The organism is Flaviaestuariibacter amylovorans (genome assembly GCF_039541815.1).
In the GTDB taxonomy this organism is placed as follows: Bacteria; Bacteroidota; Bacteroidia; order Chitinophagales; family Chitinophagaceae; genus Flavisolibacter; species Flavisolibacter amylovorans.
On record NZ_BAABGY010000007.1, the window covers coordinates 1106178 to 1130935 of the forward strand.

Sequence of the window (24758 nt, forward strand, 5' to 3'; positions counted from 1 at the left end):
TTCTTAACATAAGAGACTGTCTCCGTTGGGAGAGCGACGCATCACGATGCGTCGTTACAATCGTTCTAAAAAGGACTGCTCGTATCTTTCACGGATTACCCCATCAGCACATTCCCCCATTAGCACATTTTCCCTTGCTCCTCTCCCGCCTTCACCGCCGCCTCTACCTCTTCCCCACGCTGCTGCTCCCGCTTGAATGGGCGTGCACGCTACTGGTAGCACTGACCTATTCGCCGGACGTCGAAGGGATCCGGCAGGTGCTCCTGCTGGGCGGCACCGGCTCCGCGCTCTTCCCCCTGCTCACCGGCATCGGCGCCTGGTTCGGCCTGCCGCGCGGAGGCACCGCACGTGGGTTCGCAGCCCTGCACGGCTTCCTGCAGTTCCTCGTTGTTTGCCTGTATGCCGTGTTGGCCTGGCCCGTATGGAACGGCACGCTGCCGCCTGTGGCGCCGTGGCCGCAGGTAGGCATCAAAGCTGTGTTGCTGCTGCTCCTGTTCACCGCCAACCGCATCGCCCGACGCTATATCCGGCGCGGCATGAATAGTGCAGCAGCCCCTTCTCAAAAAACCGATGGAACACCGATATGACGTGCTGGTGCTGGGTGCGGGTGCGGCCGGGCTCATGGCCGCCTGGGAACTGAGCGCAGCCGGCCGCAGCGTGGCCCTCATCGAAGCACGCGGCCGCACCGGCGGACGCGTGCACACCCTGCAGGAACCGGGCATCGGTGTGCCCATTGAGCTCGGCGCCGAGTTCATCCACGGCGACCTGCCACTCACCCAACACTGGAGCGCCCGCGCCGGCCTGTCCAGTTACGAGGTGGAGGGCAGCATCTGGCAGTACAAAAAGGGAAAGCTGCAGGAGCAGGAAGATTTCATCGAAGAGGAAGCCGCCCTGAAGCCGGTTTGGGAATCGCTTACCGACGACATCAGCGTAGGCACACTCATCGACCGCTACCTTCAGGGGCCCGGGTACGAAGCCCTGCGCTTTACCCTGCAGCGGTATGTGGAGGGCTATTATGCCGGCAACCTGGAGCAGGCATCGGCCTTTGCGTTGCGCCGCGAGCTGGAAGGCCAGGAAGAAGCCCAGTGCCGCCTTGCGTCGGGCTACGGGGCGCTGCTCAGGGCCATCGATACCGAATGCGCCCACCAGGGCGTACTCTTTTGCCTCAACACGCCGGTACACTCCGTCGAATGGGGCGAAGGATACGTGCGGCTCCAGGCAACCGATGGCCGCCACTTCCTCGGCACCACGCTCCTGTGTACCGTGCCGTTGGGCAACTGGCTCGCAGGCGATATCGGGTGGACGCCGTCGCTTCCGGATAAACAGGAAGCAGCCCGGCACTTAGGCTTCGGGCCGGTGGTGAAACTGATCCTCCGCTTTCGCACACGCTTCTGGAGTGACGAAACGAACCGGAAAGACCTCAACTTTCTATTCAGCGATACAACGATCCCGGCCTGGTGGACGGCCGCGCCCAAGACCGATGCACTGCTCACCGCCTGGCTCGGCGGCCCTGCCGCGGCAGCCCTTCAGCACCTGACCCAGGAACAGCTTGTGGGCAGGGCACTGTCGGACCTCGCACAAATGTTCGGGAAGACGAAGGACTGGCTGCGCCTGCAGCTGCAAACGGTGCACTACCATAACTGGGCAAAAGATCCTTACTGCCGGGGCGGATACTCCTTCGAAGTGGTGGATGGCCCGCACTGGCAAAAACTGCTTTCTGCCCCGGTGGCCCGCACACTCTACTTTGCCGGTGAGGGACTTCATGCCGGTCCGCAGATCGGCACCGTGGAAGCCGCGCTACAAACCGGGCAGGCTGCGGCGCGGCAACTCATCGCTGACCACGCTGTGGGTTAAGATCCTGGGGGCAGCGCAAAGGAAGCGCACTTTAAACCTGTGAAAATGAGGTGAAGGCAGCCTTTCTGGTATGGTTTTGCGGAATGTATAAGCAAATGATGCCATATGACTATGAAAGGTTCAAGGGGCCAGAATAATATGCAGAGCAAGCAGTTCGCGGGCCATCGCCCCCGCCCCGACATCCGCGATGATATCGACAGCCGCAGCAAGGAAGAGCAGGACATGAAAGGGGACGACGAAACGCACAACGCCAAGGACGTGCGCAACAATCGCCCGAAGAATCATCACCGCAACGGCTCGCGCAAATAACGGACGACCGTCCCTCGTGGTTGGTCACCAACCGGAGATGCCCGTGGAACTACTGCCCATGGGCATTTTCATGTTCGGTAATCGGGAATCGGGAATGTCGGCGCCGATAGCGAAAGAACGTCCCGCTTTGGCGGGACGTTCTTTCGTTAGGTGCATCATCGTTGATCATGCTGCTATTGCTTGATAAAAGGCAGCAGGCTGTTTCCCCGCGCGCCAATCACCTGGAGGTAATAGAGTCCGCCCGGAAGGGTATCAAGCGACAATGTTCCGGAGAGCGTGCCCGCACCCTGCAGCGCCTCGGTGCGGATCGTTTGTCCGCTGCCGTTAACAACGCGCAGACTGAGGCGCTCACGCCCGGTAAGACCGCTGATGCGATACCGGAGCTCGTGGGCGGCCGGGTTCGGGAATGCACGCAGCTCGTAGGCCGCCACCTGCAGGCGCGGTATCGCCGTTACCACATTGCTCCGGAAGGTTGACGCCGTATAATTTGTCAGCACGGCCCCGTTGTAATCGAAATAGATGGATGCCCGGTTGCGAATCGTATCGCTGAGCCCAAGTGATGCCTTGGGGCGGATGCTGAAGCGTACAAACCCATGGCTGTTGGGCTCGCTCGTCGTAGAGTCGGGAAGGTAGATATCGCGGAACCAGAAGTGCAGCACGTTCGGCGCTTTCCACTCCAGCTGCACCGGGTGGCTCCAGGCCAGGAGCTTCAGGCTGCTGTAGTCTAAAGCAGCTGCGAGCGTATCCGCCAGGTGCACGTCGTAGGCGGTGTCGTTGCCGGTATTCTGGAAGCGGATCACGTATTGATACGACCCTTGCCCCGCTTGGATGGAGTCGATCAGCACGTTGTGGGCAGGGAAGACCTGCTTGTCGTTCGGATCGAAGGCCGCCCGCACCTCGAGTAGCAGCGAGTCCACATTATCTGCCTTCACCGTATCGGTAACCAGGGGCGACACATCAGCATACAGGCGGTGCCGGCTGCCTACTACCGAGGTGGTAAGCGGCCGCATCTGCACCCGGACCGTGATCACGGAATCGGGCGGCAGGTTACTGTAGTTCCACCCGATCACGTTCGGCCCCACGAAAGACGGGATAGCGCCGGTCGAGGATTGGTAGGTTTGCTGGCCGGGGCTGAAGATGAACTGGTAGGCGCCGGAAACCGCGTCACCTCCGTTGTTGCGCACCTGCAGGTACACCATGTAGGGGCGCCCGGGGTTGACGTCGCGGGTGGCAGTAAGGTGAATCGATACATCCGTGACCGGGTGCGGTTGCATCGCAAAATCCTTGTTGACGGCGCCGTTGCCCGAGGTAGCAAAAACAACGGAATGCATTGCCGGCACCGGTGTAAAAAAGGCACGTTGCGGCTTCACGGCAAAGGAACCGGAATCAACCACCAACAAGTAGCGGCCGGCAGAGTCCGTGAAGGCCTGGAAGGCCCCGCTATTGGCCGAGACCAGCACGTGTGCCATCCCCCGCTCACCGGCATCGCGCTGTCCGTTGCGGTTCTGGTCGCGGTAGACGGTGCCGCGTACTGTATTTGTACGGGTACCCACACCGGACAGCGCCGCAAGCGTACACTGCTGGCAGGCCGCGGGTGTAGGCAGCGTATCAGCGCCGTAAATGGCGGCAGTGCGCGTCGAATAGGTGGAAAACAGCAGGGTTTCACCAGCCGCGAGGGCGATCTGCGGCAGGTAACCGCCTACGGAGTCGATCCCGGTGAGGCGGGTCATGTTGCGCAGCTGGCCGGTGGGCGTGGCACGAAACAGGGTTTGTACGAACCGCTCGGAGCCCTGCGGGTTCAGCACCGACTGCCCGCCACTGTAATACAGGTCGGATGCGGCATCCACGTGCAGGCGCGAGCCGCGCACGATCGTACGCGAGCCGCTGTAGGGCGCCGCGTGCGAAAGGAGCCGCCCGTCCGCATCGGCGACGAACAACCAGGGCATCTCATATTGAAACGGGAGCTGCACCTGCACGGTGTCGGCACCGAAAATAAAGGTCTGGCCGGCGGGCTCCGTATTCCAGCGGCTCAACTCGAAGAGGAACGCCAGGTTGCCGTCGGGGCGAAAGCGTGCGCCGATGCTGTAGGAGCTGGGCGATGTATTGAGTACGGTGCGGCGCACCCAGATGCGCGACAGGTCGCTGCCGCGCGCCTTGGCAAGAAAACTGCCCCGCGCGTTACTGCTGTTCAATACGTTGATGGTTGTATCGAGCACCTCCGTCGCCGCCGACCCAGAGCCGGTCAGCAGGACTTCGTCCTGCGCATTGACGTCGATGCTGCCGCTCAGGAAGGGCGCCTCGCCGTTCAGGAAACGCTTGCTTTGAAGGATCCGCCCGCTGCTGTCGATACGGGCGAGCAGGAGGTGCCGCCCCGGAGCGGATTGCAGGTAGGTGGAGTCGAGGAAGCGCAGCGATGGCATCCCGTTGGCAACGTACGCATAAAAGTGATTACCAGCCGGATGAATGGCGAGGCGGGCGAGCACCTGGGCGCTGCTCCCCTGCTCGAGTGCGCCTACAGCACGACGCCAGAGCAGTTTTCCCTGGGCGTCTATCTTGACCAGGCAGTTCGGTGTGGTCACGCCATCGTTGATCGTCACACCGTTGTACGTAGTGAAGTTCCGCATCAGGATATAACTGTTACCCCACTTGTCGGTCTGGAGGTCGTACACATAGGAGACGGTTGTTCCGCCAACGGGCATCGTAAAGTAGCGGGCCCAGCGCTGCGTGCCGGTATGCGTATAGCGGGCCACCCGTATCCGGTACTGCCACTGTGAAAAGGTGATCGGTACGGCGGTTTGCTTGAGCCCGAGCACGGTCACCACGTCGTTGCCGGAAGCGGCGGCCAGCTGCGACTCGATCTGCGTACCCAGCGAGGTAGTCAGGTACTGGTTCATGACGGAGTCGGTTACCCGCTGCGTCCAGCTAAGGCCCTGGGCGCGGGGTGCGGTAGCAGAGAAAAGGGTCAGGATCAGGATGATCAGCAGGTTCCGGGTGTGCATGGCGCATTCAGCTTTAGTATCCTAAAAGTACGGGAGCAACACCGGAAGTGAATCGTCAATCGTCAATCGTGAATGCTGACGCCTTTAAACAAGAACGGATGCCTTTGGCATCCGTTCTTGTTTTTCCGCGCATCGCGGTTTCACGATTGACGATTGACGATCACGCCGTGATCTTGAATTCCCGCGGCTGCGGCACGCGCGAGCGGATGTGGCGGCGAAAGGTCCAGACCTGTTTCAGCTCCGAAACCGGGAGCACTACCTGCGGGTAGGCCTCCTCGTTGTCCGATATGAGTACCCACTCGGCGGCACTCTTGCGGTACACGCGCTTCACCATCAGCTGGGTGCCGGTAAGCAGCACGTACACGCAGAAGTTCTTGACGTCGGCCCAGTCTTCCTGCGGCAGCATCGAGGCCAGCAGGAGGTCGCCGGCATACAGGGTCGGCTCCATCGATTCGCCATCCACCTCGAAGTAGCTCCACAGGGCGCCGGTGGGATTGACGCCCGGCGGCAGCGAGTATTTCTCGAGTGTGTCGAGGTAATCCGTCTGCTCGAAGCCACGGATATAACCTGCCTGCGCCTTGATGCCGACGAGCGGCACCTCGGTGGGCGCGTGCTGGCCCTTTGTTTCGCGGCGCTCCAGGTAATAGGGTTGTGCGGCCCGGGGCCGGGGGGCGCCAAAAATTTGCACATCGCTAACAGCCGGAAGTGAAAAATCTTCACTTTTTCGCGCTTCCTGGAATTGCTGCAGCAAAATTCGCGTAGCCTTGCTCACGCCGCATTTCCCCTTCTCCATCTTGTTCACCAGTTCACGGGTAATGCCCAGGGCTTGGGCAAACTCCTCCTGGGTAAGATTGTATAACTGTCTGATTTCCTTTAAGTTAGGTACCATGGTCGAGCGCGTTAAGCAAATGTGAATAAAAATGTGAAAAACTTGTGCATTAATGTGAAAAGTGGTAACTTTATGCTTCACAAATTTAGTGCAATAATCCATAAAAGCAAGTGCCATGAAGCGTGTAGAGAAAGAATTCGTGTTTCACTATCCCCTGAAGCATAAAGTGGTGCGCGACCTCAAGATCGTGACCGAGCACGTGGGCGATCTCGTGATCGAGGGCAAGGGCTACTTCAACCCGGAAGCTTCCCCGATCGACGTGTTCGACCGCTACAGCGTCGACATCGACTTTGTGAAGTGGAACGGCACCGACATCCGCCCGGTGCTGGAAGTGACCGGGCAGCTCGAGGACCTCGAGGAAGCCGCGATCCGCTACTTCGCCCAGCAGCTCGAGAACGGCCTGCAGAAAGCGGCTTAAAGACGCGTCATGAAGCGTCCCGACTAGAGCTTTATCAGGATTTCCGTAAGGACGCGTCATGACGCGTCCACATCAAAAAGAGTACGATTAAATACGATATACAATGCAATTACGTAAAGCAACAAGAAAGCAAGCAAAGATCCGCCTCGGCCTGAGCGCCGTATCCGGCGGCGGCAAGACCTACAGCGCCATCCTGATCGCCAAGGGCCTCACCGGCGGCGACCTCTCCAGGGTAGCCATCATCGACACCGAGAACGGCTCAGCCGACCTGTATGCGCACATGGGTGACTTCAACGTGCTGCCGCTCACGGCGCCCTTCTCCCCCGAGCGCTACATCGACGCCATCCGCGCCTGCGAAAAGGCCGGCATGGAGGTGATCATCGTCGACTCCATCTCCCAGGAGTGGGAAGGGCGCGGCGGCTGCCTCGAGATCGTGGAAAGCCTCGGCGGCAAGTACCAGGACTGGGCGAAGGTGACCCCCCGCCACCAGGCCTTCCTGGAAGCCATCCTCCACAGCCCCGCCCACCTCATCACCACGGTGCGCCGCAAGCAGGATTACGAGATGATCAAGGAAGCGAACGGCCGGGTGAAGGTGGAGAAAGCCGGCCTGAAGGAAGTGACCCGCGAGGGCTTCGAGTACGAGCTCACCATCAACCTCGAAATGGACACCCGCCATATGGCAACCGCCTCCAAGGACCGTACGGGCCTCTTCATGGGCCGGCCCGCGTTTCAGCCTTCGGAAAAGACCGGCGAGCTCATTCTCCAATGGTGCGAGACCGGCGAGGAAGCCGCACACCTGCTCAAGCCCGGATCCGAGTGGTATGCCCGCGTCGACAACTGCACCACGCAGAAGGAACTTGTGGAGCTGTATACGAAGAACAAGGCGGAAGTGGACAGCAACCCGCTCCTGCAGCAATTGATCGCTAACCGAAGAAACATCATCAATGGAAAACTCAGTGCCGCGTAAGGGAGCGATCCCCGCGATCCAGGAAGGCCTTACCAAGAAGCAGGTCCGCGACCTCGCCGATCTGTCCGTGCAGCACCTGCTCGAAGAAGGTGGCGTTTTCGCGGCCGCCGAGGCGCTGGCCGCCATGGAGGAATTCGTAAAGTCGGTCCGTAAGGACGAGCGCTATATCCAATACCTCCGCGACGAGCTCGCGAAGCACCACGGGCAGCTCCGTACGAACTCGGGCGCCAAGATCGAGCTCTGCGAGGCCGGCGTTACCTACGACTACAGCAGCAATGCCGATTGGCGCCTGCTCGACGCGCAGATCAAGCTACTGAGCGACCATAAGAAACAACTGGAGGAGCGCCTCCGCAGCATCGCGCCCGGTCGTATCGGGGTAGACCATGAGACCGGCGAGGTGATCGAAGGCGCTTTCAAAAGCTCCCGTTCTACCTATCGAATCACACTGGCAGCAAAATGACAACGAACATATTACAGGAGTGCATCGGGATCGTGAAGGGCCTGGCAGGCCAGGAGTACCTGTATTTCGAGTCGGCCGTGGAAGTAAAGACCACGCCCCATACCCCTCCCTTTGCCGCATGGGCCGTGTGCGTGAGCCCCGACGACGTCCTCTACGTGATGGACGCCGACGAGGGCTGGCACCCCGTGGCCCTCGAAAACATGCACGCCGCACTGGTCATTGGTAGTCTGTACCAGCGCCTGCGGATGATGCGCCTGCGAAAGGCAGGATAACGGCAATTCAAACTTTAAAAATGGGCATGCTATCAAATGCCCGGAAGGACCGATCATGATCCGGAAGATGAATTACAAGTCGCCGGCGCCAAAGAGCGCGGGCGCTGAGAAGAAGAAGCGCAGCAGCAGCCGTATCTATACGGAGACGGTGGAGTATGCCCTCATCGCCAACCTGGTGCAGCAGCAGTACCAGAACGTGCACGACGTGCAGTGGGACAAGCTGCTCTCCATCCCCGTGGACGACCGCATACCCGGCCTTATGGAACGCTATGGCAAGAAGACGATGCACCGCCTGCTGCTGATGGTGATCAAGGAATTCGTGGCGGCGCTGAACCTGCCGGCATACAAGCGTCCCACCGAAACGCGCGTGAGCGTGGCCGTGTGCGACATCATGCTGACCGCCGGCGAAGACTTCCTGGGCATAGAAGACATCATCCTTTTCCTGCAGCGTGCCCGTGCCGGCTATTATGGCCCGATCAAGACGCTCGTGGCCATGGCGCCCCTCCTGATGCAGCTCGATCGCTACCGCCAGGAGCGCCACGCGGCTTATATGAAGCTGAAAGAAAAACAGGAGGCCGATTACAAGCAGCTTGGACCCGTTACGCGCACGGCGCCGGAACCTACCTCTCTTGGCGACCTCTTCAACCAGGCGGTGATCGTGGATATGACGAAGAAGATGAGTGGCTGAACACCGCCCTGAAACGAATAAGGGGACCGTGGTTGGTTGAATGGATGGATTGGTTGTGGGGCGGTCCCTTTATTTGCTTACCTATGAAAACACCCTCAGGCCCCGACGGTACCGTCGGGGCTTTTTATCGCAGTTCCCGTTCGTCCGGAGGCTCCGGGCGCCGAAAAGCCACGGGATCACTCCAGGAACCCTGCCGGCCCGTACGGTCCACCAAGGCGAAGCGCACCGTATAGTTCCTGCCGCTCCCAAAACGAAATGCACCGCTACACATGGCGTGCCCGATGCCGACATAGCCTTCCTGAAACGCTACGACATACTCATTAACGGCACCGGAACCGGGGCTGCTGACCTGGACCCGCACGGCGGTGCCGGCAGCACGCGCCGCCGGCACCCGGAACCAGGCATATTGCTCCGGACCACAGCCGTAAGACACGTAGGAGTGCTTTACAAACGCCGGGCACCCGGAAAGCTCCAGTGTCCACCTGTTGCCAGCCTCCTCCACGAGAAAGGTCGTTCCCTCGTTTCCATATACGGCACGTTCCATCAGCGGATCGGGTGCCCCCTGCCAAAGGGCGTCGAGCACCAGGCGGTAGTGGGCACCCGCGTGTAGCAGCTTTGCCGGGCGCAGCGCCACCATGCTTTCCCGGAATTCGCCTTTCAGAACCTCGTGCACCGACACGGATACGGAATCGTGCTCCGACCGCAGGTACAGCGCGGGCGCCTTCCGGAGCCGCGGCAGCAGTTCCTCTGCTGTTCCGTAGAACACCATCCGCAACAAGCCATCGGGCGGCACCCGGCGGCTCCGGTCCCATGCGTAGATCATACCAGAGAAACAACTTGCCTGCGAGGTGAGTCCGGAGAGGAGCAGCAGAAAAAGTACCGGCACGCGCATAGGACGGGTTTTGAACTTAGATGGGACCGGACCTGACTTTCCACAAAAAAGCCCCGACGTTTCCGTCGGGGCCGGGTTGGTGTTGTCTGTAAAATCTTTATCGGGCAGCAGTAGCCGATTTCTCCTTCGGCTTGTCGGGGATGACGATCAGCGAGGACACGTAGATCTTCCGGTCGTCGGCCACGGCCTTATCGGAGTTGACGGTATTGGTTTCGTAAGCGGGGTTGTTGACGCAGTTGAGGCAGCTGAGCACCATGCCCAGCCTGTTGAAGTCGATCTTGCCGCGGTTGTTCTCGGCCAGCATGCCGGCGCGCTCTGAGTTCCATCCGTAAAACGAGAGCTGGCCGCCATTGAGCTCCTGCAGCTCCTGCAGCTTCATACCGGCAAACACGCCCTGCTTGGAGCGCCATACGTTCTCGGTGATCTGGTTGTTGTAGCCGGCCGTGCCGTGCGTGAGCACATGGCCACCGATGATGAGAAACGACACGTTCCGGTAGTTGGTTTCATCGTCCCAGATAAAGATCACCTCCCGTGGCGTGTTTGGAAAGATCACGGAGCACTTGTTGGTCTCGTCTTCAGTATAGTGAAAGACGTCCTTGCTCACGTTGCCGGGCCCGAAGGTCGACACCAGGTATTCGTGCGACGCAAACGGCAGCAGGTCCTCGGCAAATTCAATGTCCTTGAGCTTCGGCAGCAGGGCGCGCTCCACCTGCATCGTATAGTACGAAACGGAGTCGCGGATCTCCACCGAGGTATTCACCGTGTAGTGATCATGCTGGTACAGCACCGGCTTCGCCGGATCGGTGGCGGGCTCGTACGTATGGAAGCCCTTGCGGCGCAGATCCTGGGTGAGGTCGTTGAATTCGTTGAGCGAAGTGGTCTGGAAGGAGATCACGGCGGCATCCGGCCTTTCGAGGAACGAGAATTTGCGGGTCACCTCTTCTCCCCTTTTCTTCTTGACCTGAACGTAGTTGTAGTTTGTTTTCGACTCACGGGGAGACTCGTAGTCGCGGTGGTATGCTTTCTTGCTTAGGTAGGAGTCGAACTTCTGAACGGTGTAACTCGTGTAGTTGAGGAGGTCGTTGAGGTCAACGGTTTGGGCATGGCCTGTGCCTGCAAGCGAGAGCAGGAATAAGCCCCCGTAGAATTGCTTCATGGTTAATAGGTTAGCGCCCTTGCCGCAGGCAGACTGGTGACTTGCAGGGAGTACCGCTGCTGGTTTGGGTAGTTGTTAATGGGGCGCTGGTGAGGCGCCTCGTGGTGTTTTCACGGGTGTTAGTACAAAGAGGATACCATTCCGTTAAGGAAACCCCAAGAAAAAGAAAGACCCGCTCGTGGAGCGGGTCTTTCTTTATTTAACCGGTGGCTTTCACCCCTGATGGGGCACTGCCGGCATTTTGTGGAATCATCTGTTCGGGGCGACCTTCGGGCAAAGTCACCACAAATGTGGCGCCTTCATTGAGTTGCCCGATGGCCCTGATCGAGCCCTTGTGCCGGTCCACGATCTTTTTGCAGATGGAAAGGCCGATGCCGGACCCCTCGAACTCGTGGTAGCTATGCAGGCGCTTGAACACCACGAAGATGTCCTCCGCGTAGCGCGAGTCGAAGCCGATGCCATTGTCTTTGACATAGATCTGAAAATACTGCTCACCCGGTCGCGAAGGGTCGTCGGAATGACGCAGCGACTCGCTGTAGAGCTGTATCTTAGGCGACACGCCGGGTCGCACGAACTTCAGCGCATTGCCCACCAGGTTGTGGAACAGCTGGCGGAGCTGGCTGGGGATGGCGCGGAGTACAGGCATTCTTCCCACTTCTACCACGGCGCCCTTGCCCTGTATATCTGCCTCCATATCACCCACCACCTCGTGCACGATCTCGTTAAGGTCCACCGTCGTGAAGTCCTCGTGGTTGTTGGCATGGCGGGAGAACTTGAGCAGGTCGTTGATGAGCTTCTGCATCCGGTCGGAGGCTTTTACGATCTTATTGAGCGAGTTCTGCACATCGTTGTCGATCTTGCCGTTGAGCTTCGTGGCCACCACGTCGCTGAACACCATGATCTTGCGCAACGGCTCCTGCAGGTCGTGCGAGGCCACGTAGGCGAAGCGGTCCAGCTCCTCGTTGATGGTCTTGAGCTCGTCGTTGTTCTGTACGAGCTGGTAGTTGAGCAACCGGATCTTTTCCTCGTTGATCTTACGTTCCTCGATCTCGCGCTCCAGGTTGGCTTTCGCGGCCAGCAGGGTACGTTCCTGCTGCATGAGCTGGTTCGTTTTCAGGTACAGGTCGGCGAATACCGACACCTTGAAGCGCAGCAGTTCCGGGTTGATGGGCTTGTAAATGAAATCCACGGCACCCATCTTATACCCCTTGAACATGAACTCCTCATCCTGGTTGTGGGCCGTAATGAAGATGATCGGTATGTTCCGCAGCTTTTCCCGCTCGTAGATGAGCGAGGCCGTCTCGAAGCCGTTCATATCCGGCATCTGTACGTCCATCAGGATGAGCGTAAAGTCCTGTTCCGTGAGCAGGGTCTTCAGGGCCGCCCGGCCGGAGTTGGCCTTGCGGATGATGTACCCGTCGCGCTCCAGGATCGTCTCGATGGACAACAGGTTGTCTTCCCTGTCGTCCACCGCGAGGATCTTTACGTTCGATCGGTTTAGCTGTCCTTCTTTCGTCACTTCCATTACTGGGGCTTATTTGTAGAGCCACACCCGCATCAGGGACAGGAGCTGGTCGATTTTAACCGGTTTGGTAATATAGTCGGAAGCACCTGCCTCGATACACTTCTCCCGGTCGCCCTTCATGGCCTTGGCCGTTACGGCGATGATCGGAAGGTTCGTGTTCTTGTGCTCCCTGCGGATCTTCTGGGTCGTTTCGTAGCCGTCCATCTCGGGCATCATGATATCCATCAGCACCATGTCGATGGCGGCATTCTCGCCGAGGATATTGATGGCCTCCTGGCCGCTTTCCGCCGTGATCACGTTGATGTTGTAGCGCTCGAATGCCGTGGTGAGGGCGAAGAGGTTCCGCACGTCGTCGTCCACGACCAGCACCGTCTTGCTTGCCAGCACGTCCTCGCGGGAGCGGAGGTTCTCGATGATGCGGCGCTTCTCGGGCTGAAGATCCTTGTGATCGATGTGCAGGTGCAGCACCACTTCCTCGAGGAGGAGCTCCAGGGAGTTCACGTCCTTCAGCAGGATGCGGTTGGCGAACTGCTTCAGCTGGGTCTTCTCTTTGGGCGAGAAGTCCTTGGCCGAGTAGATCAGCACCGGCGTCATGGCGAGTTTCTTCACGTTATTGATCTCGGTCACAAATTCCAGGCCGCCGATATCGGGCAGCATGTAGTCGACGATGATGCAATCGAATTCTTTGTCCTTGATCATCTCGAGGGCTCCGCGGCCGGACTCTGCGATGTGGATCTCTACATGATCCTGGTTCTCGAGCATCTTGGCGATCTGCGAGGAGTCGAGCTCGTTGTCTTCCACGATCAGCACATGCTTCGGACGGTAGTCCTTGTAGCGCACGATGTCTTCGAACAGCACGTGGAGCGCCTCGTTCTTGAGCGGCTTCAGGCTGAAGGAGCGGGCACCGCGCTGCATGGCGAGGAGTCGGTTCTCCTCACCCGAGATGAGGTGCACCGGGATATGGCGGAAGTTGATGTCGTTTTTGAAGAGGTCCAGGATACGCCATCCGGAGGCGTCGGGCAGCTTCACGTCGAGGGTGACGGCGATCGGGCTGTACTTGTTGGCCAGCTCGAACACGTCGCCGAAGGAAGTGGCCACCACGGCCTTCAGGTCCATCTCATGTGCCTTTTCCACCATGATCTTGGCAAAGCGCACGTCGTCTTCCACCACCATCACGACCTTGTCGCCGCTGTTGATGATGTTGCGGTCGTCGCCCGTTTCGTTCAGGATCTCGTTGAAGACCTCGAGGTCGCGGGGCGTTTCGGCCAGTTTCACCGTGGTCACCGTCTGAATAGAGGCGTCGTCGTCCTTCGACACTTCATACTCCGAGATCGTAAGCGAGGAGGGCTTCTCCTTGCGCACATGGTCCGGGTTGTAGTCGATGGGGAGGAAGAGGGTGAACACAGAGCCGCTTCCGGGTTCGGACTCGAGCTCGATGTTACCGCCCAGCAGGTCGGCAAGACCGCGGGAGATCGAGAGGCCCAGACCGGTACCACCGTACTTACGCGAGGTGGAGCCTTCGGCCTGCTGGAAGGCTTCGAAGATGATGCTTTGCTTGTCTTTGGAGATACCGATACCGGTGTCGCGGATCTCGAAGCCGACGACGCGGCGGGCCGTGTCGAGGCTTGGGTTGCCCGCCTTCCAGTTGCGGTTGGCCTCGTAGATCTTCAGGGTCACGCCGCCCTTCTCCGTGAACTTGAACGCGTTGGAGAGCAGGTTCTTGAGGGTCTGGTTGAGGCGCTGCACGTCCGTCTCGAGCACATCGGGCAGGCGCTTGTCCATTTCGATGGTGAACTTGAGGTTCTTGTTCTCCGATACGTGCTTGAAGGTCGTTTCCACGAACGAGGTGATCTCGTGGAAGCGTACATTGACGAAGTCGGTAGAGATATAACCGGATTCGATCTTCGACAAGTCGAGGATGTCGTTGATCAGCTGGATCAGGTCATCACCGCAGCTGTGGATGGTCTTCGCGTAGCGTACCTGCTTTTCCGACAGGTTGCCCTCGTGGTTCTCATACAGCTGCTGGGCGAGAATCAGGAGCGAGTTCAGCGGCGTGCGCAGCTCGTGCGACATGTTGGCAAGGAACTCGGACTTGTACTTCGAAGTGAGCTGCAGCTGCTCGGCTTTTTCTTCGAGCGACTTGCGGGCGTCTTCCACTTCCTTGTTCTTCGCTTCCACTTCTTCCTTCTGTTTTACCAGCAGGTGTGCCTTGTCCTGGAGCTCTTCGTTCGTACGACGCAGCTCGTCGGCGAGGCTCTGCGACTGCTCGAGCAGGCTTTCCGTACGGGAGTTGGCCTCGATCGTGTTCAGTACGATACCGATGGATTCGGTCAGCTGGCCAAGGAAGTCGAGGTGGGTTACGGAGAAGGGCTCGAAGGAGCCGAGCTCGATAACGGCCTTGATCTCGGTTTCGAACAGTACCGGCAGTACGATCACGTTCTTGGGCACGGCCTGTCCGAGACCGGTTCCGATCTTGATATAGTTCTTCGGCACATTCGTGAGGAGAATACGCTCTTTTTCAACAGCGCACTGGCCTACGAGGCCTTGTCCGAGGGCGAACTCCTTCTGGAGGTTCAGCTCCTCGTTATAGGCATAAGCCGAGAAGAGTTTGAGTTTGCGGTCCAGATCGTCCTCGTCCTGCTCCAGGATGTAGAACATACCCTGCTGGGCATTTACTACCTGGGCAAGCTCGGAAAGGATGCGGCGGGTTACCGTAGCGAGGTCTTTCTGACCTTGCAGCATCTGCGTGAACTTGGCGAGGTTGGATTTCAGCCAGTCCTGCTCCTGGTTCCGGAGCGTGGTTTCCCGCAGGTTGGCGATCATCTGGTTGATGGTATCCTTCAGCTCCTCCACCTCACCTTTCGCTTCTACGCGGATGAGTCGGGTAAGGTCACCTTTCGTTACGGCCGATGCTACCTCGGAGATGGCGCGCACCTGGGTGGTAAGGTTTTCGGCGAGCTGGTTTACGTTTTCCGTCAGGTTCTTCCAGATACCGGAGGCGCCGGGTACTACGGCCTGGCCGCCGAGTCGTCCTTCCACACCCACCTCACGGGCAACCGTGGTCACCTGGTCGGCGAAGAGGGCGAGCGTATCGATCATCTCGTTGATGGTGTCCGTGAGCTGGGCCACCTCACCACGCGATACGATCGAGAGTTTTTGTTTCAGGTTACCGGTGGCCACCGCGGTTACTACCTTGGCGATACCGCGCACCTGGTTGGTCAGGTTGGAGGCCATCATGTTCACCGAGTCGGTCAGGTCCTTCCAGGTACCGGCCACACCCTGCACTTCTGCCTGGCCGCCCAGCTTACCTTCCGTACCTACCTCACGTGCCACGCGCGTCACCTCGAAGGCGAAGGAGTTCAGCTGGTCCACCATCGTGTTGATGGTGTTCTTCAGGTCGAGGATCTCCCCTTTTACGTCGATGGTCACTTTCTTGGAAAGGTCACCCGAGGCCACCGCTTTCGTTACCTCGGCGATGTTACGTACCTGCAGGGTCAGGTTACCCGTCATCTGGTTTACGGAGTCGGTCAAGTCCTTCCAGGTACCGGCAACACCGGGTACGAAGGCCTGGCCACCGAGCTTACCGTCGGTACCCACCTCACGGGCCACGCGCGTCACCTCGGAGGCGAAGGCGCGGAGCTGGTCCACCATCGTGTTCAGCGTCTCCTTCAGCTGGAGGATCTCGCCGCGCACGTCCACCGTAATTTTCTTCGACATGTCCCCGTTCGCCACCGCGATGGCCACCTCGGCGATGTTACGCACCTGGGCGGTGAGGTTGGAGGCCATCTGGTTCACGGAGTCGGTAAGGTCCTTCCAGGTACCGGCGACCCCAGGCACGTGCGCCTGGCCACCGAGCTTACCTTCCGTACCCACCTCACGGGCCACACGGGTTACTTCCGATGCAAAGGCGCGGAGCTGTTCCACCATCGTATTGATGGTGTTCTTCAGCTCAAGGATCTCGCCTTTTACGTCCACCTCGATCTTGCGCGACAGGTCACCGTTCGCCACCGCGGTCGTTACTTCCGCGATGTTACGTACCTGCGCCGTCAGGTTCGAGGCCATTTTATTTACCGAGTCGGTAAGGTCCTTCCACAGGCCCTCCACACCCGGTACGTCTGCCTGGCCGCCCAGCTTACCTTCGGAACCTACTTCCCGCGCCACGCGGAATACTTCGGAACCGAATGAGTTGAGCTGGTCCACCATCGTGTTGATCGTATTCTTCAGCTCGAGGATCTCCCCTTTTACGTCCACCGTAATCTTACGGGAGAGGTCTCCCTTTGCCACGGCCGTCGTCACCTCGGCGATGTTCCGCACCTGGGCCGTCAGGTTAGAGGCCATCTGGTTTACAGAATCCGTAAGGTCCTTCCAGGTACCACCCACGCCCTGTACCTTGGCCTGGCCACCGAGTTTACCCTCGGTACCCACTTCAAGGGCCACACGCGTTACTTCCGATGCGAAGGAGTTGAGCTGGTCCACCATCGTGTTGATGGTCTTCTTCAGCTCGAGGATCTCGCCCTGTACGTTTACCGTAATTTTCTTCGAAAGGTCTCCGTTGGCCACGGCCGTTGTTACTTCGGCGATGTTCCGCACCTGGGCGGTGAGGTTGGAGGCCATCTGGTTTACAGAGTCGGTAAGGTCCTTCCAGGTACCGCCTACCCCTTGTACTTTAGCCTGGCCGCCCAGCTTACCTTCCGTACCTACTTCAAGGGCCACACGGGTCACCTCGGAGGCGAAGGAGTTCAGCTGGTCGACCATTCGGTTGATTACGTCCTTGATCTGGAGGATCTCGCCTTTTACGTCCACGGTGATCTTCTGGGTAAGGTCACCGTTGGCGATGGCCGTTGCTACCTTGGATACGTCGCGGAGCTGTACGGTGAGGTTACCTGCCAGCTGGTTTACGTTGTCGGTAAGGTCTTTCCATACACCACCGACGCCTTTTACCGTTGCCTGGCCACCGAGCTTACCTTCCGAGCCTACCTCACGCGCCACGCGCGTTACTTCCGCGGAGAAGGAGTTCAGCTGGTCCACCATCGTATTAATAGTGTTCTTCAGCTCGAGGATCTCGCCTTTTACGTCCACCGTAATCTTACGGGAGAGGTCACCCTTCGCCACCGCCGTTGTTACTTCGGCGATGTTACGCACCTGGGCGGTGAGGTTGGAGGCCATCTGGTTTACCGAGTCGGTAAGGTCCTTCCAGGTACCGGCAACACCAGGCACTTCTGCCTGGCCACCGAGCTTACCGTCGGTACCTACCTCACGCGCCACACGCGTTACCTCGGAAGAGAAGGAGTTGAGCTGGTCCACCATCGTGTTAATGGTGTTCTTCAGCTCGAGGATCTCGCCCTGTACGTCCACCGTGATCTTTTTCGAAAGGTCACCTTTCGCCACTGCCGTCGTTACTTCGGCGATATTACGCACCTGGGCGGTCAGGTTACCGGCCATCAGGTTTACCGAGTCGGTCAGGTCTTTCCATACACCGGCTACGCCTTTTACGCGGGCCTGGCCACCGAGCTTTCCTTCGGAGCCTACCTCACGCGCCACGCGCGTTACCTCGGCCGCGAAGAGGTTCAGCTGCTTCACCATGTCGTTCACCTCGCGGGCGATGCGGGCGAACTCGCCCTGCAGCACGTGGTCGCCGATCTGCAGGGTCATTTCCTGCGACAGGTTACCTTTTGCCACCGAGGAGATCACGTGGGCGATCTCGATGGTGGGGTGCACGAGGTCGGAGATAAGTCCGTTGATGGCTTCCACGCCGGAGCTCCAGGAGCCGCGTGCGTAGGGAAGTTCCACCCGGTGGGTGAGCTTACCCTGCTTGCCGATCGTTTTGCCGGCCTTCGTCAGCTCGGTCATGAGCTGCTCGTTCAGGTTGATGATCTCGTTGAGGGTATCGCAGATCTTTCCGGAAATGCCTACCTGGTCCACCGGCATGCGCACGGCGAAATTACCGTTGCGCACCTCGGATAGGATCTTGAGGAGCTGACGGTTGTCCAGCAGGTCTTCCGTTTCAATGTGGATGGGAGTTGGGGCTTGCACCGCGGTTTTAACCGGGTCCGGGGCCTTCGCTTTGGACTTACGGGCCGGTTTTTTTCCGTCACCGTCCGCAACAATCTTAACAGCCTCTTCCGGAGCAATCAACTCAATAGGGTCGATAGGCTCATGGGAAGAGCCTGTACCATTCGGCATTTCCGTATTCATGATTAAGGGGGTTATTAGGTAGCTCAAACCTACAATAGAAATTTTAATTAAACGGCGGAGCTGGGTGTTTTTCTTTTATTAAAGTGGGGGCTCCCGATGGGCGCCTAAGCAAAGACACTTACCGGAACCAGCGATCGGCCGAACCCGGACAGTCGCCGTCCGTGGGCGGCAAGAACGCCACATCCGGTTACCGGCAGCCGGGGAGCGGAAGCAGGCGGTCGTGGGGAAACTTAATTTGGCCCAACCCCTGCATTGCCAATATCTTTATGGTATAGTGTGTGCCACCATGATGAACCCGAACCATTCTTTTTCAGCCGAAGAGCGGCTGCCAGTCCGGATATTCCTGGCAGAAGACGATGTGGATGACCAGGAGTTGCTGATCGAAGCGATGGCGATGCACCTGCCTGGCGCAACAGTGCAGGTAGCTTCCAATGGCAAGAAGGCGCTGACGATCCTTTTGAGCCTTCCCGACTACGAGTTGCCGACGCTGATCATCGTCGATTATAACCTTCCCGAGGTCAATGGCAGCGAGATCCTGAAGGCGCTGAACGCGGAGCCGCGGTTTGCCAGCATTCCGAAGCTCGTCTGGAGTACGTCCAACTCCTCGCTCTACCGCCAGATCTGCCTCGACCTGGGCGCGCGCGCCTATTTTGTAAAGCCTTCCGACATTAAAGGCATCGAGCGCATGGCCCGCGAAATGCTGGCCCTGAGCGACCTCGTTCCGAGTTCCTGAAGCACATTGGGTTAGTCCGCATATCCGATCCGCCCGCCAACGGGCGGATTTTTTTGCGCTTTGCACTTTGGTACCCAACCCTTTGCCGCCGGCAACCGGTATGTGTATACGAAAGGCTCCTCCGCCGGCCGCCCGCTCCCTGTGTACGGGCGGAGCCACCGGTGTTGGTTCCTGGCAGTTGTCAATGGAAATACGGCATGAAGGGGCCCCAAATCATTGGGGCTCCGCTTTTTACCGCAGGTGCAGGATCCGTCCGGCTGCGGCAGCGCCTTTTCCCCGGCACCTGCGCCCCTCCTGTTTGGGGTGTTGCGGCGAGGCAGCCGCATTTCCGGGTACGCTATTTGTGGCCGTTTCCGTACCTAAACCGCCAGCCATGCAAGCACTTTGGACAACCCTCTGGGAGCGCCTGCTCGAAGGGTACCGGATGACCGGTGCTCCGGTTTTGTTTCAGTGCATCAACGAAAGGCCTCAGCCCGCCCTTTGTCGTTACGGCCGCCCCTGCTCATGATCCCGGCCGCTACTTCCCAAAATCGCCCGCAGCTACAGGCCTGCTACGACAATGCCACGGCACTCCTGCGCCAGGGGCTGCTCGACGGGCAGTCGTGGGAGTCTTTGGAGCCCGTGCGCCGGCAGGTGACGGAGCTCGAGATCGCTCTCGACCTGAACCACGCGCCGAAGCGCACGCTCCGCATCCGCCGCGGGCGCTGAGCCGGCAACTGCAGGGCTGCACGGTTTTTGCAGCGGCTGCGCAAAAAACCTCTATGCGTGTGCTCAGATCCCTTGGCCTCCGTGCCGCCCTCCTGCTCCAGGTAGCTGCCATTGCCGCCTGCAGCGATACCGCTCCCAAAGGCGACGATGCCACCATTTCCGACAAGCAGCAGGCGGCGACCGCCAGCGGCGATGCATATAATGTAGATACTACGGCTTCGCGTATCCGGTTTACCGGCAACGGCGTCGGGAAAAATCACCCGGGCATCTTCCGCCTTTCTTCCGGCACGGTTGCCCTTGCCGGGGACGCCATCTCCGGCGGTAACTTCGTGATCAACATCCGCTCCATGGAACTCGAGGAAAAAGGCGGGATGTTTGATGACAAGCTCCGTCCGCACCTGATGAGCGGCGACTTCTTCGATGCCGACAAGTTCGGCACGGCCCGCTTCGAAATCACCTCGGTGGCACCGTACAAAAACGAAGGCAAGGACACCTCCGTGGTGGAAGGCGCCAACTTCACCGTGAGCGGCAACCTCACTATAAAGGACGTCACGAAGAACATCTCCTTTCCCGCCCGTGTGGACCTCGACGGAAACGTGCTGAAGGCCAACGGAAACTTCGACATCGACCGGCGCCAGTGGAACATGAATTACGGGAACGACAAGACGCTGGGCGACAAGTTTATTTCAGAAACCGTGAACATCGAGCTGAACCTGCAGGCCCGGAAGGGCTCCTGACGGATCGGCGCAAACACTTACCGGGCGCGGCTTTGCGAAGAATGCAGGGCCGCGCTTTTTTTATGCGGCGCCTGCACCGCGGTCGGGTCCGCTGATCCCTCCAGAAAAAAAATTTCATTTTTTTTGGGCGGGAATAAAATCGGCTCTTATATTTGCAACCCGTTCAGCAAGAGAGTATTACTCGAAACGCGGAACAGGAAGTTGGATCGGTAGTTCAGTCGGTTAGAATGCCGCCCTGTCACGGCGGAGGTCGCGGGTTCGAGTCCCGTCCGGTCCGCAAAAAGCCCTGGTGAAAACCGGGGCTTTTTCGTTTGGGCAATCTCCCATGAGAGCACCTTCAACTGATGAACGTAGGGACGCAGGTTCCATTCATCACCCGTACGGGTAGACGCACTTCGACCTCGTTACCGCTGCCCATGGCGCTCATTGCCCCGAACAATCCCTGGAAAGCTGTGCCCGGCCCTGCATATTGGTAAGCCCGGTCCCTTTGTACCTGCCGCCGGTGTTGAAGCCGGCTTCGTTGCCGGCGATGCGCAGTACCAACTCGCCCACCTCCATACAGAGGCCGATGCCGACCTGCGATGCAGCCGCATTCTTATGGATGCGGGTGAGCTGCTCCGGCAGGACCCGGTACAGCGCGAGGTGCAGTTCGGCATCCATTTCGGGGCAGTCGCCAGGATCGAGGTTGATGCCGACGCCCGGGGCGAAGCGCACCGACTCCACCGGGTCGTTGATGGTTTTGAGGTAATGCATCTTCCCGGGGCGGGAGGCCGACAGCTTCTTTGAGAGGTCGCGGATGTCGTTGACCGCACCCTGCAGCAGCGCAACCGATTTCGGCAACACCTCTATATAATCCACCTTTCATTCCTTCGATGGCAATAACCCACATGCGCTCGGTAACGCTTTGGGGGCAAGCTGTCCAATCGGCAGTTCGGTTGCTGACAGGTTATGGGTGTGACGACCGCCTCTTGAACCAGCAAAGGCGCGCCTCCGTACGGCGCAAATTCGCCACCGTCCGGAAGCCCCGGAACTAGTGGGGTAACAGGCCCTGTGCCACCCCATGGCCCAGGTTTTGCAGGCACTGCGGCACAATTCCCACCCCAACCCTTAAACCCATCGTATGCACCCCACCTGACTCCGGAAAAGCTGGTGACTGGCCCCGAAACTACCGGACCGCACTCCCTTCTCTTCATTCTGCTTAGCTCCCACCGGACAGCTGTCCGGCTAACCAACTAAACCTATTTATCATGTCCCTTTTCTACGTTCTTCGTAAGCGAAACCGTTCTTTTGCCCCCGGCCTGCTCGCCGGGCTGTTCCTCCTCCTCTTCCAATCCAGCGCCTTTGCCCAGCACCTTGCCGTCAACAGCGGCAACTGGAGCGACCCGGCCACCTGGAGTCCCGCCTCGGTACCGACGTCCGCTGATGCCGTCACGATCGCCTCGGGTGTTACCGTGACCGTCGATGTCAACTCCTCGGCGGCTTCCGTATATATCAATGACGGCACCAGCGGCGCCGCTGCCACGCTCACCTTCACCAGCGGCAGGACGCTCACCGTGGGCGGCACCGTAGGACTCGGTGCGTCCAACGGCGCTGCCGGTATCCTCAGCATGGCCAGCGGCGGCTCGCTCCGTACCAACGGCTTCTATGTACACCCCTCCTCCATCGGGTCGACCTTCACACCCGGCTCGGGCTCGGTGGTCATCCTGGACAACAACACCCTGCCTGCCGCATTCAACACCTTCAACTTCCTGACGCTCGAAGGCGGAGTTCCCGGCAACTCCAAGACCACGACGGTGACGTCGGACCTGACCATTAACGGCGGCCTGGATGTGGACGACTACAGCATCCTCGACATGGGCACCGGCCAGCTGTCCGACGACGGCTCCGCCAACTTCAACAACGACGGCGCCATCCATACCCAGAACATTTCTTCGTCGCCCCTTCCCATCGACCGCAACTGGCGCGGGGCTACCCAGACCGGCACGGTGCTTTACAACGCGGACGCGGCCCAGACGGTCGTGCGCGGCACCTACCAGAACCTGTATTTCGACGGCAACGGCGTGAAGACCGCCAACGGAGATATCTTCAATGCCGGCCAGATCGCCACGCTTTCCGCGGGCACCACGTTCAACATGAGCACCTACAAGCTCGATGTGCCCCCTGGCTTCGGCGGCGTTGGCCCCCAGACCAACGTGGGTACGATCCGCACCCAGTATGTACCCACCGGCGACCCCCTGACCGACCTGGCCTGGCCGGCCGGCAGAAACTGGGGCGGTACCGTGATGTACGATAACCCTACCGGCGGTCAGAAAGTGATCAACGGCACGTACAACAACCTCACCGTATCGAACACGAGCGGTACCACAACCTCCGCTCCCATCACGGTCAACGGCAACTTCGTAACCACGGCCGGCACCACCCTCGACATGACCGGTAACCAGATCCTGGGCTCCTTCAACGCCTCCGGGCACGCTGGTACGCTCTTTACGCAGGCCCCGATCCCCTTCCCTGCCGGTAAGACCTTCGGCGGCACCGTGGTCTACAACAACAACCAGGAGCAGACCGTCCGGAACGGCAACTACAACAACCTTTCGATCACCACGATCCGCAACAACACACTGACCCTGGAGATCGGCGCCATTTCGGTCACCGGCGACCTCGTCTTCACGGCCGTTGCCCCTTCGTTCGTGACCACGAACAACGAGTTCAAATTCGTTGGCTCGGCCGCGCAGAATATTACGGCCACCGCCAGCGTAGCCGGCTCCGGAGATCCTTTCGTGTTCTACGCGATCCTGCTGGACGGCGCCGGCCTGAAAACACTGCTGTCGCCCGTCTATATGGACGGCCCGCTGCAGCTGATCACCGGCGTGCTGGCCACCACGTCAACAAACATCCTGACACTGAACGAAGGCGCCTCGGTGACCGTCGGCGGTGACACGGACTCCTACATTGACGGGCCCATGCGGCGTATTGGCCAGACTGCCTTTACGTTCCCGCTGGGTGGTGGCGACGTTTATGCCCCGCTCCGCATCAGCGCACCCGGCGTAGGCGGCGACTTCACCGCCCGGTATGTCCGCAGCAGCGCGCTCGGGCTGGATCCGACCATGCAGGCCCCGATCGTGCGCATCAGCAACTGCGAATACTGGAACGTAGTGAAGAACGGCGGCGCCGCTGACCCTACCGTACAGCTTACATGGAGCGAAGACAGCCCCTGTGAAGGCGGTTCTTATATCACCAACCCCGCTACCCTCGTGGTGGCCCGCTACAATGGCACCGACTGGGTGTCGATCGGCAACGGCGGCACCACCGGTAACGCAACGGCCGGTACGATCGTTTCGGGTCCCACTACCGAATATGGCAACATCACCCTGGGCTCTACCAACATCGAGAACCCCCTGCCGGTCAAGTTCGTCTCCGTTCGTGCCCGCAAGCAGAACGGCGGCGTATCCGTAACCTGGAAGACGGCCACCGAATACAACGTCAGCCACTACGAGATCGAGCGCTCTGCCGACGGCAGCCGCTTCGTAACGGTAGCGGAAGTGCGCGCCACGGTCAACAATGGCGGCGGCGCCACCTATGACGGCTTCGACGCCCGCGCGGTCAGCGGCAACGCCTACTTCCGCATCAAGGCCGTAGACATCGACGGCAAGCTCACCTTCAGCTCCGTGGTGCGCCTCTCCGACGAGAAGACCGGCGGTACGCTCACGGTGTTCCCCAACCCCGTACGCAACCGCAACCTCACGGTGCAGGCTACCGACATGGCCAGCGGTGTGTATGAAGTAAGCGTGGTGGACGTCAGCGGCCGCGTGGTGCTCCGTGCCTCACTCGAGCACTCCGGCGGCGCCGTAAGCCAGCCCCTCGCCCTCCCGGCCACGACAGCGCCCGGCCTCTACAGCCTGCGCCTCAGCGCCAACGGCGAGCAGATCACCAAGACCTTCCTGGTGCAGTAATCCCTT

Annotated in this window: 19 protein-coding genes and 1 tRNA gene; 13 read left to right on the forward strand and 7 right to left on the reverse strand. The window is 59.5% G+C overall.

Annotated features, from left to right (window positions below):
- Positions 1-134: 134 nt before the first annotated feature.
- The 3 genes from ABD937_RS13175 (at position 135) to ABD937_RS13185 (ending at position 2163) form a co-directional block, all read left to right on the forward strand.
- Positions 135-587, forward strand: a complete 453-nt coding sequence (locus ABD937_RS13175) for a hypothetical protein (protein WP_345256213.1) — start codon at positions 135-137, stop codon at positions 585-587.
- Positions 571-1854: a flavin monoamine oxidase family protein gene (locus ABD937_RS13180; protein WP_345256214.1), complete on the forward strand. Its 1284-nt coding sequence runs from the start codon at positions 571-573 to the stop codon at positions 1852-1854. Before ABD937_RS13175 ends, ABD937_RS13180 begins: the two co-directional genes overlap by 17 nt.
- A gap of 105 nt (positions 1855-1959) precedes the next feature.
- On the forward strand, positions 1960-2163 hold the full coding sequence (locus ABD937_RS13185) for a hypothetical protein (protein ID WP_345256215.1): 204 nt from the start codon (positions 1960-1962) through the stop codon (positions 2161-2163).
- A 173-nt stretch (positions 2164-2336) separates the two neighbouring features.
- On the opposite strand, the gene ABD937_RS13190 is transcribed toward ABD937_RS13185, so the two are convergent.
- Both ABD937_RS13190 and ABD937_RS13195 read right to left on the reverse strand, forming a co-directional pair.
- On the reverse strand, positions 2337-5162 hold the full coding sequence (locus tag ABD937_RS13190; RefSeq protein WP_345256216.1) for a T9SS type A sorting domain-containing protein: 2826 nt from the start codon (positions 5160-5162) through the stop codon (positions 2337-2339).
- A gap of 160 nt (positions 5163-5322) precedes the next feature.
- Positions 5323-6051 (reverse strand): S24 family peptidase, encoded by a 729-nt coding sequence (locus tag ABD937_RS13195; protein WP_345256217.1) that lies wholly within the window; start codon positions 6049-6051, stop codon positions 5323-5325.
- A 115-nt stretch (positions 6052-6166) separates the two neighbouring features.
- On the opposite strand from ABD937_RS13195, the gene ABD937_RS13200 reads away from it, so the two are divergent.
- The 5 genes from ABD937_RS13200 to ABD937_RS13220 all read left to right on the forward strand — a co-directional run bounded on the left by ABD937_RS13200 (position 6167) and on the right by ABD937_RS13220 (position 8856).
- A complete protein-coding gene (locus tag ABD937_RS13200; protein WP_345256218.1) occupies positions 6167-6469 on the forward strand; it encodes a hypothetical protein in 303 nt (100 codons plus the stop codon).
- A 103-nt stretch (positions 6470-6572) separates the two neighbouring features.
- Positions 6573-7436: an AAA family ATPase gene (locus ABD937_RS13205; protein ID WP_345256219.1), complete on the forward strand. Its 864-nt coding sequence runs from the start codon at positions 6573-6575 to the stop codon at positions 7434-7436.
- Entirely contained in the window at positions 7414-7896 is a 483-nt protein-coding gene (locus ABD937_RS13210) for a hypothetical protein (protein ID WP_345256220.1), read from the forward strand. The genes ABD937_RS13205 and ABD937_RS13210 overlap by 23 nt, the downstream gene beginning before the upstream one ends.
- Positions 7893-8168, forward strand: coding sequence for a hypothetical protein (locus ABD937_RS13215; RefSeq protein WP_345256221.1), 276 nt, complete (start codon positions 7893-7895; stop codon positions 8166-8168). Before ABD937_RS13210 ends, ABD937_RS13215 begins: the two co-directional genes overlap by 4 nt.
- Before the next feature lie 55 nt (positions 8169-8223).
- The gene (locus ABD937_RS13220; RefSeq protein ID WP_345256222.1) at positions 8224-8856 is read left to right on the forward strand and encodes a hypothetical protein; all 633 of its coding nucleotides are present in this window, start codon (positions 8224-8226) and stop codon (positions 8854-8856) included.
- Between the two features lie 124 nt (positions 8857-8980).
- Here ABD937_RS13220 and ABD937_RS13225 read toward each other — a convergent pair whose 3' ends face one another.
- The 4 genes from ABD937_RS13225 to ABD937_RS13240 form a co-directional block, all read right to left on the reverse strand.
- Positions 8981-9748, reverse strand: coding sequence for a hypothetical protein (locus ABD937_RS13225; RefSeq protein WP_345256223.1), 768 nt, complete (start codon positions 9746-9748; stop codon positions 8981-8983).
- A gap of 97 nt (positions 9749-9845) precedes the next feature.
- Positions 9846-10904 carry a hypothetical protein gene (locus ABD937_RS13230; RefSeq protein WP_345256224.1) on the reverse strand — a complete coding sequence of 353 codons (1059 nt, stop codon included), beginning with the start codon at positions 10902-10904 and terminating at the stop codon, positions 9846-9848.
- Positions 10905-11103: 199 nt separating this feature from the next.
- Positions 11104-12429 (reverse strand): sensor histidine kinase, encoded by a 1326-nt coding sequence (locus tag ABD937_RS13235; protein ID WP_345256225.1) that lies wholly within the window; start codon positions 12427-12429, stop codon positions 11104-11106.
- A gap of 9 nt (positions 12430-12438) precedes the next feature.
- Positions 12439-18462, reverse strand: coding sequence for a HAMP domain-containing protein (locus ABD937_RS13240; RefSeq protein ID WP_345256226.1), 6024 nt, complete (start codon positions 18460-18462; stop codon positions 12439-12441).
- A gap of 448 nt (positions 18463-18910) precedes the next feature.
- Between ABD937_RS13240 and ABD937_RS13245 the strand changes: the two genes are divergently transcribed.
- From ABD937_RS13245 to ABD937_RS13260, 4 genes are all read left to right on the forward strand, one after another.
- Positions 18911-19357 (forward strand): response regulator, encoded by a 447-nt coding sequence (locus tag ABD937_RS13245; protein WP_345256227.1) that lies wholly within the window; start codon positions 18911-18913, stop codon positions 19355-19357.
- A gap of 480 nt (positions 19358-19837) precedes the next feature.
- The gene (locus ABD937_RS13250) at positions 19838-20065 is read left to right on the forward strand and encodes a hypothetical protein (protein ID WP_345256228.1); all 228 of its coding nucleotides are present in this window, start codon (positions 19838-19840) and stop codon (positions 20063-20065) included.
- Positions 20066-20118: 53 nt separating this feature from the next.
- Positions 20119-20802 (forward strand): YceI family protein, encoded by a 684-nt coding sequence (locus tag ABD937_RS13255; RefSeq protein WP_345256229.1) that lies wholly within the window; start codon positions 20119-20121, stop codon positions 20800-20802.
- A 203-nt stretch (positions 20803-21005) separates the two neighbouring features.
- Positions 21006-21079: transfer RNA gene (locus ABD937_RS13260), tRNA-Asp, on the forward strand.
- A 146-nt stretch (positions 21080-21225) separates the two neighbouring features.
- Here ABD937_RS13260 and ABD937_RS13265 read toward each other — a convergent pair.
- Positions 21226-21642: a sensor histidine kinase gene (locus ABD937_RS13265; protein ID WP_345256230.1), complete on the reverse strand. Its 417-nt coding sequence runs from the start codon at positions 21640-21642 to the stop codon at positions 21226-21228.
- 407 nt (positions 21643-22049) lie between these two features.
- Between ABD937_RS13265 and ABD937_RS13270 the strand changes: the two genes are divergently transcribed.
- Positions 22050-24752, forward strand: a complete 2703-nt coding sequence (locus tag ABD937_RS13270; RefSeq protein WP_345256231.1) for a T9SS type A sorting domain-containing protein — start codon at positions 22050-22052, stop codon at positions 24750-24752.
- The last annotated feature ends 6 nt before the right edge of the window (positions 24753-24758 follow it).

What these genes read in the sequence shown, in the direction of transcription:
- ABD937_RS13215 (WP_345256221.1), top strand. Translation starts at nt 7,893, where the DNA reads ATGACAACGAACATATTACAGGAGTGCATCGGGATCGTGAAGGGCCTG.
- ABD937_RS13205 (WP_345256219.1), top strand. Translation starts at nt 6,573, where the DNA reads ATGCAATTACGTAAAGCAACAAGAAAGCAAGCAAAGATCCGCCTCGGC.
- ABD937_RS13180 (WP_345256214.1), top strand. Translation starts at nt 571, where the DNA reads ATGGAACACCGATATGACGTGCTGGTGCTGGGTGCGGGTGCGGCCGGG.
- ABD937_RS13210 (WP_345256220.1), top strand. Translation starts at nt 7,414, where the DNA reads ATGGAAAACTCAGTGCCGCGTAAGGGAGCGATCCCCGCGATCCAGGAA.
- ABD937_RS13230 (WP_345256224.1), bottom strand. Translation starts at nt 10,904, where the DNA reads ATGAAGCAATTCTACGGGGGCTTATTCCTGCTCTCGCTTGCAGGCACA.
- ABD937_RS13220 (WP_345256222.1), top strand. Translation starts at nt 8,224, where the DNA reads ATGATCCGGAAGATGAATTACAAGTCGCCGGCGCCAAAGAGCGCGGGC.
- ABD937_RS13195 (WP_345256217.1), bottom strand. Translation starts at nt 6,051, where the DNA reads ATGGTACCTAACTTAAAGGAAATCAGACAGTTATACAATCTTACCCAG.
- ABD937_RS13225 (WP_345256223.1), bottom strand. Translation starts at nt 9,748, where the DNA reads ATGCGCGTGCCGGTACTTTTTCTGCTGCTCCTCTCCGGACTCACCTCG.
- ABD937_RS13255 (WP_345256229.1), top strand. Translation starts at nt 20,119, where the DNA reads ATGCGTGTGCTCAGATCCCTTGGCCTCCGTGCCGCCCTCCTGCTCCAG.
- ABD937_RS13185 (WP_345256215.1), top strand. Translation starts at nt 1,960, where the DNA reads ATGACTATGAAAGGTTCAAGGGGCCAGAATAATATGCAGAGCAAGCAG.
- ABD937_RS13235 (WP_345256225.1), bottom strand. Translation starts at nt 12,429, where the DNA reads ATGGAAGTGACGAAAGAAGGACAGCTAAACCGATCGAACGTAAAGATC.
- ABD937_RS13270 (WP_345256231.1), top strand. Translation starts at nt 22,050, where the DNA reads ATGTCCCTTTTCTACGTTCTTCGTAAGCGAAACCGTTCTTTTGCCCCC.
- ABD937_RS13190 (WP_345256216.1), bottom strand. Translation starts at nt 5,162, where the DNA reads ATGCACACCCGGAACCTGCTGATCATCCTGATCCTGACCCTTTTCTCT.
- ABD937_RS13200 (WP_345256218.1), top strand. Translation starts at nt 6,167, where the DNA reads ATGAAGCGTGTAGAGAAAGAATTCGTGTTTCACTATCCCCTGAAGCAT.
- ABD937_RS13245 (WP_345256227.1), top strand. Translation starts at nt 18,911, where the DNA reads ATGATGAACCCGAACCATTCTTTTTCAGCCGAAGAGCGGCTGCCAGTC.